The sequence below is a fragment of the Buttiauxella sp. AC038 genome (assembly GCF_979253565.1).
In genome coordinates this window covers 1,241,592-1,254,653 of sequence record NZ_CEEDCQ010000001.1, presented here as the reverse complement: position 1 = coordinate 1,254,653, position 13,062 = coordinate 1,241,592, and the positions used below count along the sequence as shown (strand labels likewise).

Here is a 13,062-nt window from a genome sequence, read left to right as displayed (position 1 = left end):
GCAAAATGCGCCACACCTTTTTGTATAACCTCAACTTTTGAAGCCTGTTGTTAGCGAAGACTCGACGCACCGCAGAAGATTAACTATTTGAAAAGATTTAAGATTAATTATCTGCTCATCGGTGCCGTAACCGTGTTGCTGGCAGTGGCGCTCTGGCCCTCCATACCCTGGTTCGGACAAACCGAAAACCGTATCGCCGCTATTCAATCGCGGGGGGTTTTGCGCGTCAGTACTATTGAGTCACCGCTGACCTACACCCTTTATCAAGGCAAAAAAATAGGCCTTGATTACGAGTTGGCTCAGCAGTTTGCTGACTATCTTGGCGTGAAGCTGGAAGTCACTGTTCGTCCGAATATCCAGGAACTGTTTGATGACATTGATAATAACGATGCCGATGTGATTGCGGCAGGACTGGTCTATAACGCGCAACGCGGTCAGCGTTACCAGGCCGGCCCGGCATACTATTCAGTTTCCCAGCAGATGGTTTATCGCATCGGGAGCCCACGCCCCAAAACGCTGGCAGGTGTCAAAGATAACCAGCTTGTACTGTCGCCAGGCGTAACCTCACTGAATGCTTTGAACAAGCTGAAAGCAGAAAAATTCCCGGATTTAAGCTGGCGAGTTGATGATCAACACAGCAGCACTGAACTGATGCAAAAAGTGGTTGATGGAGAGATTGCCTTTACCATTGCAGACTCTGTTGCCATCAGCACCTTCCAACGCGTCCATCCACAGCTTGCTGTCGCTCTGGATGTGACCGACGAGCAGCCGGTCACTTGGTTTAGCATGTTAGATAATGATGATAGCCTTTCCGCGGCTCTACTCGATTTCTATAACCGCCTTAATAGCGATGGCACCTTTGCACGTCTTGAAGAGAAATATCTCGGTCACGTTGGGGATTTTGACTACGTAGATACACGTACCTTCCTAAAAGCGGTTGATACCGTGCTACCAACGCTTCAGCCGTTATTCGAAAAATATGCCACTGAAATAGACTGGCGTTTGCTGGCGGCAATTTCGTATCAGGAATCGCACTGGGATGATCAGGCCACCTCACCAACTGGTGTGCGTGGGCTTATGATGCTGACCAAAAATACCGCGCAAAGTCTCGGTGTTACTGACCGGTTAGACCCAGAGCAAAGCATTGAAGGTGGGAGTCGTTATCTGAAAGATATGATGTCAAAAGTCCCTGATAGCGTGCCAGAGGAAGAGCGTATTTGGTTTGCTCTGACGGCATATAACATGGGGTATGCCCACATGCTTGATGCCCGTCAGCTTACGGCGAAGCAGAAAGGTAACCCGGACAGTTGGGCGGATGTCAAAACTCGGCTACCGTTACTGAGTCAAAAACAGTATTACAGCAAAACTACTTATGGTTACGCCCGTGGCCATGAGGCGTATGCCTATGTAGAAAATATCCGTAAGTATCACATTAGTCTTGCGGGATATTTGCTTGAAAAAGAGAAGCAGGTGGCACAAGAAGAAAAATATGCCGAAGCTTACCCGGCGGTAGCCCCTGTAGAACTTGCTACTCCGAGCTACGGGCCTTTTCCTTTAGGGCCTTTTTCTCCAGACGGCGGGCTCGAAAAAAGCACTTAACATTGCCGAGCACTCTTCTGCCAGTACGCCCTCAGTCACCATAACCTGGTGATTCATACCAGGATGCCCTACCACGTCCATCAGAGATCCAATCGCCCCGGTCTTAGCATCACGCGCGCCAAACACCAGGTTTCCGATACGTCCATGCACCATCGCACCTGCACACATAACGCACGGTTCGAGGGTGACATAAAGTGTTGTTTCCAGCAGACGGTAGTTTTGCAGCACCAAACCGCCCTGACGCAACGCCATAATTTCAGCATGTGCTGTCGGATCGTGTCGTCCGATAGAGCGGTTCCAACCTTCACCAATCACCTGGTTGTTATGGACCAACACTGCACCGACCGGAACTTCACCTTCTTCCCACGCACGGCGAGCAAGCGTCAACGCATGGCGCATCCAGTGTTCGTGATTCAATTCGCTTTCTGACAAGGGATTCTCCGGCCTATATTCGGGCGCGCATTATACACAGTCGTTATGCCAGACGGAATTATTCGAGCTGCTGTAACTGGCCCTGTGGCGTAACCCGCCAGCGGTGCTGGCAAAAATAGAGCAGAGGGTTGTCCTGGTTGCTGTCGCTGTAACCGCTGTAGAGTTGCAAAGGTGTGCCGATTTGCTGTTCCAGCTGTGAGACTTTTTCATGCCCAAGGCAGCGCAATGTAAGCACCCACCCACCATGAGAACGCTTGATTTGGCTGGCTATAAGCTTCACTTTCGGCAACCACGGTGTATCGAAATAAACCTGCTGAACAAGCGGTTGCGGTGAGCCAGTAATCAGCCAGACATCAGCATCTGAACTTGTCAGATAATCGGTAAGGCGCTGCTGCACAACCGGAAAAGCTGTAACTTGCCCACGGAACCAAGTGACGAAGTTTGCTTCCAGCTCTTTGAGGCGCTTTTCACTGTGGCCGAAAGTCGCGCCCCACAGCAACAGGCTCATCGGCCAGCGGGCGGCACGCCCTTTAATCAGCAACGTGCCCCCGATCACCGGCAAAAGCGGGATGACAAGTAACAGATTGAGTGGTTGATGGCGCAGCAGGTAGCGCAAGAAGCTGCCAAACATATCCTGCTGATGCAGCGTGCCATCTAAATCGAAAAATACTACCCGACGCTCACTCTGAGTTGTCAAACGTTACTCCTCTGGATCGTTAAAGCCCATAAACCATGTAAATAAGAACCCTGCGATAACCGCTATCAGAAAGCCTAACAGATAGAGCATCACTTTTCCGGTAACAATGGTTAATGCCAGCGGTAAACCTGAAATGCCAAATGTAATAACCGTCGCCACTTTCCAGTAACTGATCAGCGCCCCGCCAACCGCACCACCCAAACACGCGCCGATAAACGGCTTGCCCAGCGGTAAAGTCACACCAAAAATGAGCGGTTCGCCAATACCCAACAGCCCGACCGGCAACGCCCCTTTGATAAGTTTTTTCAGGCGCTGATTGCGCGTTTTCATGAAGACCGCGATAGCTGCACCCACTTGCCCGACTCCTGCCATGGCCAGAATGGGCAGCAATGCGTTCTGGCCATGAGTCTGGATTAGCTCGACATGAATGGGCACCAACCCCTGATGCAAACCGGAAAGCACCAACGGCAAGAATGCACCGGAAAGCACTGCACCAACCACCAGGCCACCTTTGTCGATTGCCATTGTTGCGCCGTGAGCAATCGCGTCAGAAATCAGGCCACCTAACGGCTGCAAAGCAACAATCGCAATCGATGCAGTAATGAGCGTCGTCAGAAGCGGATTGAGGATCAGCTCAATCGAACCAGGCAACAACTTGCGTAAACGTTTTTCAATCCAGCACATCAACGCCACCACCAGCAACACGGCGATAACGCCGCCACGACCTGGCTGGAGGTTTTCACCAAACAGGTGGATTTGCGCGAGTTGCGGGCTGGAAAGTATCCCCGCCATCACGCCACCCATCGCCATCGAACCGCCGAATACTTTGGCGGCATTGACGCCGACCAGAATATTCATAATAGCAAACACCGCACTACCAAAGATGGCGAGTAAGCCGAGAATGTTCGGGTACTGGGTTGCAAGGTCACCCACAATATCCGGGCGTTTGAGGATATTAATAATCCCCGTAATCAGCCCGGAAGCAATAAAAGCCGGAATCAATGGAATAAAGACGTTTGCCAGTTTACGCAGCGCTTCGCTCATCGGCGCCTGGTAACGCGCTTTGGCCTGAGCCTTATTCTGCGCAATATCATCTTCACTTGAGGTAGTCTGGCCATTGCTTTGCAGCAGCTCGCGCATGGCATCCACCACTTGTGCGGCACGCCCTGGCCCGACAATCAGTTGATGCTGCGCACCCTGCTTCACATAGCCGCTGACACCTGGCAGTTTTTTCAGACCAGCAATATCCAGCAGTCCATCGTCATTCACTTCTACCCGCACGCGGGTCATGCAGTTTTCGAGACGGGCGATGTTTGCCTGCCCGCCGATGCCAAGCAAAATCTCACTGGCCAGAGCCGCTGTCTTATCCATGATTCAGTACCTTTATTTTAAGGCGGAGCGGAGGTAACCGTGGCTAACTGCCAGGCGCACTTGCGCGGTTTGAGCATCAACACCGGTGAGTAGCATGAGAATGGCGGGCTTAACTTCATAATCCGTTTGTTTCAGGGCGTTTTCTGCGTCTTCACGGCTGGCACTGGTCGCTTCAACAACAATACGGCAGGCGCGGTCTACCAGCTTGATATTGGTGGCTTTCATGTCCACCATCAGGTTCTGGTAGACCTTGCCCAGTTTGACCATCGCGCCTGTGGATATCATATTCAGTACCAGCTTCTGTGCAGTGCCAGATTTCAGACGAGTGGAACCGGTCAACGCTTCCGGGCCTACGACCGGAGAAATGGCAATTTCAGCTTCCAGCGCAATAGCGGAACCCGGATTACAGGAAATAGCGGCAGTACGGCAACCGAGGTTACGCGCATAACGCAGGCCACCAATGACGTATGGCGTGCGACCTGACGCAGCAAGCCCAACCACCATATCGTTTGCCGTCAGGTCTAATGCTTTCAGGTCGTCTTCACCCAACTGCTGGTTGTCTTCGGCACCTTCGACAGCTTTCAGCAATGCCCCAGGACCTCCGGCAATTAAACCAATCACCAGACCGTGTGGCACACCAAATGTGGGTGGGCATTCGGAAGCATCCAGCACACCAAGACGCCCACTGGTTCCGGCACCCATATAAATCAAACGCCCACCCGCTTTTAGTGATTCGGCTGCAGCATCTACCGCCAGGGCCACTTCCGGTAGTGTTTTTTCGACCGCACCGGCTACCAGAGCATCCTGCTGGTTAAAACGTTCGACCATCGCGAGCGTTGAGAGGCAATCGAGATCCATTGTTTGTGGATTACGAGTTTCAGAAACGAGTGAGCCGAGATTCATCATGCACCTTTGAATATTTAATTCCTTACAGTTTCCATATGATGGAATATAAAATTCATTCAGGCGAGCGTAATTTACGTTATTATGGAGCGGCTCACATTATTGACCCGGCAGACTGGAGAGGACATGAACTGTTTACTGCGTATTCGAAGCCGCTACTCAACGCTTGCACAGAGTGACCGCAAACTGGCCGACTTTCTGCTGGAGAAACCCGACTACGCCCGCCATTTAAGTTCACAACAGCTGGCGGCAGAAGCCGGAGTGAGCCAGTCGAGCGTGGTGAAGTTCTCCCAAAAACTGGGGTTCAAAGGCTTTCCGGCCCTGAAACTCGCCATTAGTGAAGCTCTCGCGAGCGGCCAGCAATCGCAATCAGTCCCGGTGCATAATCTTATTCTGGGTGATGATCCGCTGCGCCTGGTTGGTGAGAAACTGATCAAAGATAATATGGCGGCGATGCATGCAACGCTTGACGTCAACAGCGAAGAAAAGCTGCTGGCGAGCGTGAACATGCTGCGCAATGCGCGACGCGTTCTGCTAGTTGGCATCGGTGCATCCGGGCTGGTTGCCAAGAATTTTGCCTGGAAGCTGATGAAAATCGGCATTAACGCGGTGGCTGAGCAAGACATGCATGCGCTACTTGCGACGGCGCAAGCCTCAAGCAGTGACGATGTATTACTGGCGATTTCTTATTCTGGTGAACGGCGTGAGATAAACCTCGCGGCAGATGAAACCCTGCGCACTGGGGCGAAGATCCTCGCCATCACGGGCTTTACGCCAAATGCTTTACAGCAACGCGCGACACTGTGCCTGTACACCATCGCCGAAGAGCAGGCGACACGCAGTTCGGCGATATCCTCCACCAGCGCGCAAATGATGTTAACCGATTTACTGTTTATGGCACTGGTACAGAGGGACTTGGAGCACGCACCGAAGCGCATTCGTCACAGTGAAGCACTGGTAAAAAAACTGGTTTGATCAGGGATTGGGCGTATAATGCCCGCCCTGTTTCTGATGTTATCGAGATTTCCCCATGGCGCTACTTATCACTAAAAAATGTATTAACTGCGATATGTGCGAGCCGGAGTGCCCGAACGAGGCAATTTCCATGGGTGACAGCATTTACGAAATCAATACCGACCGTTGCACCGAGTGCGTTGGGCATTACGAAACGCCAACCTGCCAGAAAGTTTGCCCGATCCCGAATACCATCATTAGCGATCCGACGCATATTGAGAACGAAGAGCAACTGTGGGACAAATTTGTTCAGTTGCATCACGCCGATAAACTTTAATTCTCGATGATCACCGTCGCACACGCATAGTGCCGTTCATCGGCAAGAGTAACGTGTACTGATCGCACACCCATTCTTTGCGCCACTCGTTCCGCCTCTTCCCAGAAACGTAGCTGCGGCTTACCCAAAGGATCGTTAAACACTTCGAACTGGTTAAATGCCAGTCCGTTGCGGATCCCGGTACCAAATGCTTTAGCCGCCGCTTCTTTTACCGCAAAACGTTTTGCAAGAAAGCGCACCGGTTGCTGGTGCGCCTGGTATTGCAACCATTCGTTGGCGCTGAGCGCACGCTTTGCCAGGCGGTCGCCGGAACGAGAGATAACGCCTTCAATACGCGCTATCTCTACGATGTCGGTGCCAAGGCCAAGAATCGCCATTAGCTACGCGCTTCCTGCATCAGGCGTTTCATTTCTGTCACAGCCTCTTTCAGGCCACTCATTACTGCGCGGCCAATAATCGCGTGACCAATATTCAGCTCATGCATTTCTGGCAGGCGAGCAATGGCTTTCACGTTGTGATAAGTCAAACCGTGTCCCGCATTCACTTTCAGGCCTTTGCCTGCGGCGTATGTTGCTGCTTCGGCGATACGAGCCAACTCTTTTGCCTGAGTCGCTTCATCTTTGGCATCAGCGTAACAGCCCGTGTGGATTTCGATATAGGGCGCACCAACGGCAACCGCGGCATCAATTTGTGCGTGGTCGGCATCAATGAACAGGGAAACCAGAATACCGGCGTCGGCCAGACGTTTGCAGGCATCACGCATTTTATCCAGCTGGCCTGCCACATCGAGGCCACCTTCAGTGGTCACTTCCTGGCGTTTTTCCGGCACCAGGCAGCAGAAATGCGGTTTGGTTTCGCAAGCGATACCAATCATCTCTTCGGTAACAGCCATTTCCAGATTCATACGAGTGTCGAGGGTCTGACGCAGGATGCGCACGTCACGGTCGGTGATGTGGCGGCGATCTTCTCGCAGGTGAACCGTAATACCGTCTGCTCCAGCCTGCTCGCAGATAAATGCAGCCTGTACAGGATCAGGATATGCCGTGCCACGCGCGTTACGAAGCGTTGCGATGTGATCGATGTTTACGCCTAACAGTAATTCAGCCATGCCTTTCCTCGGGTTCAGAACGGTTTAAGTTCAGGCAGTTTACACCGGGTAAGGAAAGCGTGGCTACGGCCTTGCGTTATTGCGGCTCTTGAGGTGATTTGAGTGGTCGAATTTTGGGCACAAACTGGCGGAACAATTCGCGGCTTTTGAGAGGTTTGCCGCCAAGATAGGGTTTTAATGCCATACGCGTAAAGCGTTTAGCCGCGCGCAACGTGGCGACGTCAGGAAACTCACGGTTAGCAAGCGCTCTTAATTCATGGCCGGTGAAACTGTAATGATCGACAACAAGGCTTGCGATAAACCCTTTTTCTTCACGGTATCGATAGGTCATGGTGTCGCTAACTTCTTCGCCGCTTCCTGCGCAATGCAGAAAATCCACGCCATACCCCAAATGCCCAAGCAGAGCCAATTCAAAACGGCGTAAAGCAGGTTCGGGTGAACCACTCGTTCCAGCGAGAGCCTGAATACAGTGGAGATAATCGAAGAATAATTCGGAGAAACGGGTTTCGTCTTCCAGCACGCGTGAAATCAGCTCGTTGACGTACAGGCCGCTGTAAAGCGTGATACCACTCAAGGGAAGTGCAAGAGAGACAGCTTCGGCGCTACGGAGTGTTTTAACTTCACCACGTCCACCCCAGCGAACCAGCAAGGGGGTAAAGGGTTGTAGAGTCCCTTTGAGATTAGAGCGGCGAGAACGAGCTCCTTTCGCAATTAAACGAACGCGCCCGGACTCTTCAGAAAAAAGATCAAGTAGAAGGCTGGTTTCGCTCCAGGGGCGACTATGCAGCACAAAAGCCCGTTGCCAGCCTTCCATTCTCTTATTTCAGATCGTCGGTATAACCCAGGCTACGCAGCGCGCGCTCGTCGTCTGCCCAACCGGATTTCACCTTAACCCACAGTTCAAGGTGAATTTTGGCTTCAAACATCTCTTCCATGTCTTTACGCGCTTCGATACCGATGGTTTTGATTTTGGCGCCTTTATTGCCAATAACCATCTTCTTCTGGCCTTCACGTTCAACCAAAATCAGGCCATTGATGTCGAAACCACCACGAGCATTCTCTACAAACTGTTCAATTTCAACGGTAACGGAATATGGCAGTTCCGCACCCAGGAAACGCATCAGTTTTTCACGGATGATCTCAGACGCCATGAAACGCTGTGAACGGTCAGTGATGTATTCTTCCGGGAAGTGATGAATTGCTTCTGGTAGACGCTTGCGAACAATGCTTGCGATGGTGTCTACGTTCATACCGTGTTCCGCAGAAATAGGCACGATATCAAGGAAGTTCATCTGGCTGCCGAGGAATTGCAGGTGCGGCAACAGAATGCCTTTGTCCTGAACGTTATCGACTTTGTTCACCGCAAGAATTACCGGCGCGCGCGCATCACGCAGTTTGTTGAGCACCATCTCATCGTCGGCGGTCCACTTCGTGCCTTCGACAACGAAGATAACCAGCTCAACATCACCGATGGAGCTGCTGGCAGCTTTGTTCATCAGGCGGTTGATGGCGCGCTTTTCTTCCATGTGCAGCCCCGGGGTATCGACGTAAATCGCCTGATACGGGCCTTCAGTATGGATACCCATAATGCGGTGACGAGTAGTCTGCGCTTTACGGGAAGTGATAGAGATTTTTTGCCCAAGCAACTGGTTTAGCAGCGTGGATTTGCCGACATTCGGGCGACCAACGATGGCCACGAATCCGCAAAAGGTTTGTTCTTCGCTCATTATTCCAGCTCCAGCTTGATAAGCGCCTGCTCAGCTGCAGCCTGTTCCGCTTTACGGCGGCTTGAACCAGTACCAACGACCGGTTCAGGCAGGCCACTCACCTGACAGTGAATGGTAAATTCCTGATCGTGCGCTTCACCACGAACCTGTACCACCAAATAAGATGGTAGCGGCAAGTGGCGACCCTGCAAATACTCTTGCAGACGCGTCTTAGGGTCTTTTTGCTTATCGCCTGGGCTAATTTCATCCAGACGAGATTGATACCAGGAAAGAATTAAACGCTCAACATTCTGGATATCGCTGTCGAGGAAAACACCACCAATTAAGGCTTCGACGGTATCGGCCAGAATAGATTCGCGGCGGAAACCACCACTTTTCAACTCACCCGGCCCAAGGCGCAGACATTCGCCTAATTCAAATTCACGGGCAATTTCTGCCAGAGTATTTCCACGCACAAGCGTTGCACGCATACGACTCATATCACCTTCGTCTACACGAGGAAAACGATGGTAAAGCGCGTTTGCAATAACGTAGCTAAGAATGGAGTCACCCAGAAATTCCAGACGCTCATTGTGCTTGCTGCTGGCACTTCGATGCGTTAATGCCTGCTGCAACAGATCCTGATGTACAAAAGTGTAGCCCAGCTTACGCTGCAGCCTATTAATTACGATGGGGTTCATGCGATACCAATTAATGAATGCGTCAATTATTCAGCACACGGAACAGACCTGAAAAAGAGAACCAACGCTGTTTCGTTTGCCGTGGCTCCCTTATGGGAGCCAACCTTAATACGGGGGGATATTCTATAGATAACGACATAGAAAGTCGTTATCTGAATAGATTTAATTGATCAATGAATTCCGCCAATACGACTTAAACGAACACCCGTTGGCCATTCACCCTCTTGTTTCTCAAAACTCATCCAGATAGTGGTTGCTTTACCGACCAGATTTGCCTCAGGAACAAAGCCCCAATAACGGCTATCAGCGCTGTTATCGCGGTTATCACCCATCATGAAATAATGGCCCGGTGGCACAATCCACGTAGCAAGTTGCTGGCCCGGTTGCTGGTAATACATACCCAGTTGGTCTTGAGCGATTGGCACAGTCAAAATGCGGTGGGTTACATCACCCAGTGTTTCTTTGCGCTCAGACAGGCGAATCCCGTCTTCTTTGGTCTGGTTCAGAGGCAACTGGAAGAAACCAGAATTAGCTTCACCACCATTACGACGCGCAAAAGTCTGCACAAAATCACTTGGCTCTACATTGCTGTAGGTAATTGGCAGAGCGTTATCACATGCCTGGCCCGAACTGCAATTTGGCTGAATAGTGACTTCTTTTGCCACTGGATCGTAACTAACGCGATCGCCCGGTAAGCCAACAGCACGCTTGATGTAATCCAGACGTGGATCTTGTGGATATTTGAACACCACAATATCACCGCGTTTTGGGTGACCCGTTTCAATGAGCGTTTTCTGGTAAATCGGATCTTTAATACCGTAAGCAAATTTCTCCACCAGGATAAAGTCGCCAATGAGTAACGTTGGCATCATTGATCCTGATGGAATCTGGAACGGTTCATAAATAAATGAACGTACGATCAAAACAATAGCGAGCACCGGGAATACGGATGCCCCCGTTTCTAACCAACCTGGCTTAGGTGCGACTTTTTTTAGCGTTTTGCTATCAAGTGCATCACCAGTGGCAGCTTGCGCTGCCGCCTGTTTTTCATGACGCTTTGGCGCAAAAATAAATTTATCAATACACCATAAAAGGCCCGTTACCAGCGTCGCTATCACGAGGATTAGCGCAAACATATTCGCCATGCCAACTCCTTAATTTATTTGCTGTCTTTGCCGACGTGCAGAATGGCGAGGAACGCTTCTTGAGGCAATTCGACGTTACCGACTTGCTTCATACGCTTCTTACCGTCTTTCTGTTTCTGCAACAGCTTTTTCTTACGGCTGACGTCACCGCCGTAGCATTTTGCCAATACGTTTTTACGCAACTGTTTCACAGTAGAGCGCGCGATGATATGTGCGCCGATAGCCGCCTGGATCGCAATATCAAACTGCTGGCGTGGGATCAGCTCTTGCATCTTCTCAACCAACTGACGGCCACGGAACTGCGAGTTACCACGGTGCGTGATCAATGCCAGGGCATCAACACGATCGCCGTTAATCAGAACATCTACACGCACCATGTCAGAAGTCTGGAAGCGTTTGAAGTTGTAATCCAATGAAGCATAGCCACGGGATGTTGATTTCAGACGGTCGAAGAAGTCGAGAACCACTTCAGCCATTGGAATTTCATAAGTCAATGCAACCTGGTTACCGTGGTAAACCATGTTGGTCTGCACACCGCGTTTTTCGATACACAGAGTGATAACGCTGCCCAGATATTCCTGTGGCATCAGCATATGACATTCTGCAATTGGCTCACGCAGTTCTGCGATGTTATTCAGTGCTGGCAGCTTAGATGGGCTATCAACATAGATAGTTTCGCCGGTCGTGGTTTCGACTTCGTAAACTACCGTAGGTGCTGTGGTAATCAGGTCAAGATCGTATTCGCGCTCCAGACGTTCCTGAATGATTTCCATGTGCAACAGACCCAGGAAGCCACAGCGGAAGCCAAAGCCCAATGCGGTGGAGCTTTCTGGCTCATAGAACAGGGAAGCATCGTTCAGGCTAAGCTTACCAAGCGCATCACGGAAGTTTTCGTAATCGTCAGAGCTAACCGGGAACAGACCTGCATAAACCTGCGGCTTCACTTTTTTAAAACCAGGCAGCGCTTTATCTGCCGGGTTACGCGAAAGGGTCAGGGTATCGCCGACCGGTGCACCAAGAATATCTTTGATTGCACAGACCAACCAGCCAACTTCACCACAGCCCAGAACATCTCGATCAACACGTTTCGGTGTGAAAATGCCCAGACGGTCAGCGTTATAAACCTGGCCGGTGCTCATTACTTTGATTTTGTCGCCTTTTCTCATGGTACCGTTTTTGATACGCACCAGAGAAACAACGCCAAGATAGTTATCGAACCATGAGTCAATGATCAGAGCCTGCAATGGCGCTTCCGGATCACCTTCAGGGCCTGGGATATCACGCACCAAACGTTCAAGAACATCAGTCACACCAAAACCAGTTTTTGCCGAGCAACGCACAGCATCGGCGGCATCGATGCCAACGATGTCTTCAATTTCTTGCGCAGCACGTTCAGGATCAGCTGCTGGCAGGTCAATTTTGTTCAGAACTGGAACCACTTCCAGATCCATTTCCATCGCGGTGTAGCAGTTTGCCAGAGTCTGAGCTTCTACACCCTGCCCGGCATCTACCACCAGCAACGCACCTTCACACGCTGCAAGAGAGCGGGAAACTTCATAAGAGAAGTCAACGTGGCCTGGGGTGTCGATGAAATTCAGGTGATAAGTTTCACCATCAGATGCTTTGTAATCCAGCGTAACGCTTTGCGCTTTGATGGTAATACCACGTTCACGCTCCAGATCCATGGAGTCAAGAACCTGGGCTTCCATTTCACGGTCGGACAAGCCGCCGCAAATTTGGATAATACGGTCAGACAGCGTCGATTTGCCGTGGTCGATGTGGGCAATAATAGAAAAGTTTCTTATGTTCTTCATAAATATAGTTTTTTATGCTCGCTATGCGGATTAATTCTTTTTGATGGACACAGCGGTGGACACTCCACGGTAACTACCCCATCAACGACTGGCCTGCATCTTACACTGTAGTGGCTTACTCGTCAGCATATGGGTTCTATACTTTCCATTCGAACTAAAGTGTATATGTGCAGAGGGTAGGATCAGTCTGGTCTTTGTTACACGATGAGGAAAAACATGAGCTGGTGGAGGCGATAAAACTAGAGTTTCCTGGCGATAATATTTAACAATTTGCCTGTCAGCAGGCGCGATAACC

The 13,062-nt window shown here is 50.8% G+C and carries 12 protein-coding genes and 2 pseudogenes; 3 read left to right on the top strand and 11 right to left on the bottom strand.

From position 1 onward, the window contains the following. Nucleotides 1-87: 87 nt before the first annotated feature. Nucleotides 88-1,563: pseudogene (gene mltF / locus AC0IXI_RS06030) on the top strand (membrane-bound lytic murein transglycosylase MltF); the annotation flags it as partial. On the opposite strand, the pseudogene tadA reads toward mltF, so the two are convergent. The 4 genes and pseudogenes from tadA to murQ form a co-directional block, all read right to left on the bottom strand. Further along, nucleotides 1,529-2,031 (bottom strand): annotated as a pseudogene (gene tadA, locus AC0IXI_RS06025) (tRNA adenosine(34) deaminase TadA). The pseudogenes mltF and tadA overlap by 35 nt on opposite strands. A 58-nt stretch (nucleotides 2,032-2,089) precedes the next feature. Continuing rightward, entirely contained in the window at nucleotides 2,090-2,728 is a 639-nt protein-coding gene (yfhb, locus tag AC0IXI_RS06020; RefSeq protein ID WP_064513110.1) for a phosphatidylglycerophosphatase C, read from the bottom strand. A gap of 3 nt (nucleotides 2,729-2,731) precedes the next feature. Then, complete coding sequence (locus tag AC0IXI_RS06015; RefSeq protein ID WP_134184903.1) at nucleotides 2,732-4,099, bottom strand: PTS transporter subunit EIIC; 1,368 nt, start codon at nucleotides 4,097-4,099, stop codon at nucleotides 2,732-2,734. Between the two features lie 12 nt (nucleotides 4,100-4,111). Beyond that, nucleotides 4,112-5,002: an N-acetylmuramic acid 6-phosphate etherase gene (murQ, locus tag AC0IXI_RS06010; protein ID WP_413498768.1), complete on the bottom strand. Its 891-nt coding sequence runs from the start codon at nucleotides 5,000-5,002 to the stop codon at nucleotides 4,112-4,114. Between the two features lie 126 nt (nucleotides 5,003-5,128). On the opposite strand from murQ, the gene AC0IXI_RS06005 reads away from it, so the two are divergent. Further along, nucleotides 5,129-5,977 carry a MurR/RpiR family transcriptional regulator gene (locus AC0IXI_RS06005; protein WP_134184901.1) on the top strand — a complete coding sequence of 283 codons (849 nt, stop codon included), beginning with the start codon at nucleotides 5,129-5,131 and terminating at the stop codon, nucleotides 5,975-5,977. Nucleotides 5,978-6,032: 55 nt separating this feature from the next. Next, nucleotides 6,033-6,293 (top strand): YfhL family 4Fe-4S dicluster ferredoxin, encoded by a 261-nt coding sequence (locus tag AC0IXI_RS06000; RefSeq protein ID WP_471682086.1) that lies wholly within the window; start codon nucleotides 6,033-6,035, stop codon nucleotides 6,291-6,293. Here the strand turns inward: AC0IXI_RS06000 and acpS are convergent. The 7 genes from acpS to lepA form a co-directional block, all read right to left on the bottom strand. Next, complete coding sequence (gene acpS, locus AC0IXI_RS05995) at nucleotides 6,290-6,670, bottom strand: holo-ACP synthase (protein ID WP_471682085.1); 381 nt, start codon at nucleotides 6,668-6,670, stop codon at nucleotides 6,290-6,292. The genes AC0IXI_RS06000 and acpS overlap by 4 nt on opposite strands. Then, a complete protein-coding gene (gene pdxJ, locus AC0IXI_RS05990) occupies nucleotides 6,670-7,401 on the bottom strand; it encodes a pyridoxine 5'-phosphate synthase (RefSeq protein WP_134184895.1) in 732 nt (243 codons plus the stop codon). Before pdxJ ends, acpS begins: the two co-directional genes overlap by 1 nt. A 76-nt stretch (nucleotides 7,402-7,477) precedes the next feature. Continuing rightward, the gene (gene recO, locus AC0IXI_RS05985; protein ID WP_413498764.1) at nucleotides 7,478-8,215 is read right to left on the bottom strand and encodes a DNA repair protein RecO; all 738 of its coding nucleotides are present in this window, start codon (nucleotides 8,213-8,215) and stop codon (nucleotides 7,478-7,480) included. Nucleotides 8,216-8,219: 4 nt separating this feature from the next. Next, nucleotides 8,220-9,128: a GTPase Era gene (gene era / locus AC0IXI_RS05980; RefSeq protein ID WP_064513120.1), complete on the bottom strand. Its 909-nt coding sequence runs from the start codon at nucleotides 9,126-9,128 to the stop codon at nucleotides 8,220-8,222. Continuing rightward, the gene (gene rnc / locus AC0IXI_RS05975; RefSeq protein ID WP_064513123.1) at nucleotides 9,128-9,808 is read right to left on the bottom strand and encodes a ribonuclease III; all 681 of its coding nucleotides are present in this window, start codon (nucleotides 9,806-9,808) and stop codon (nucleotides 9,128-9,130) included. Before rnc ends, era begins: the two co-directional genes overlap by 1 nt. A 170-nt stretch (nucleotides 9,809-9,978) precedes the next feature. Further along, nucleotides 9,979-10,953 carry a signal peptidase I gene (gene lepB, locus AC0IXI_RS05970; RefSeq protein WP_424221414.1) on the bottom strand — a complete coding sequence of 325 codons (975 nt, stop codon included), beginning with the start codon at nucleotides 10,951-10,953 and terminating at the stop codon, nucleotides 9,979-9,981. A gap of 14 nt (nucleotides 10,954-10,967) precedes the next feature. After that, nucleotides 10,968-12,767 carry a translation elongation factor 4 gene (lepA, locus tag AC0IXI_RS05965; RefSeq protein ID WP_064513124.1) on the bottom strand — a complete coding sequence of 600 codons (1,800 nt, stop codon included), beginning with the start codon at nucleotides 12,765-12,767 and terminating at the stop codon, nucleotides 10,968-10,970. Between the last annotated feature and the right edge of the window lie 295 nt (nucleotides 12,768-13,062).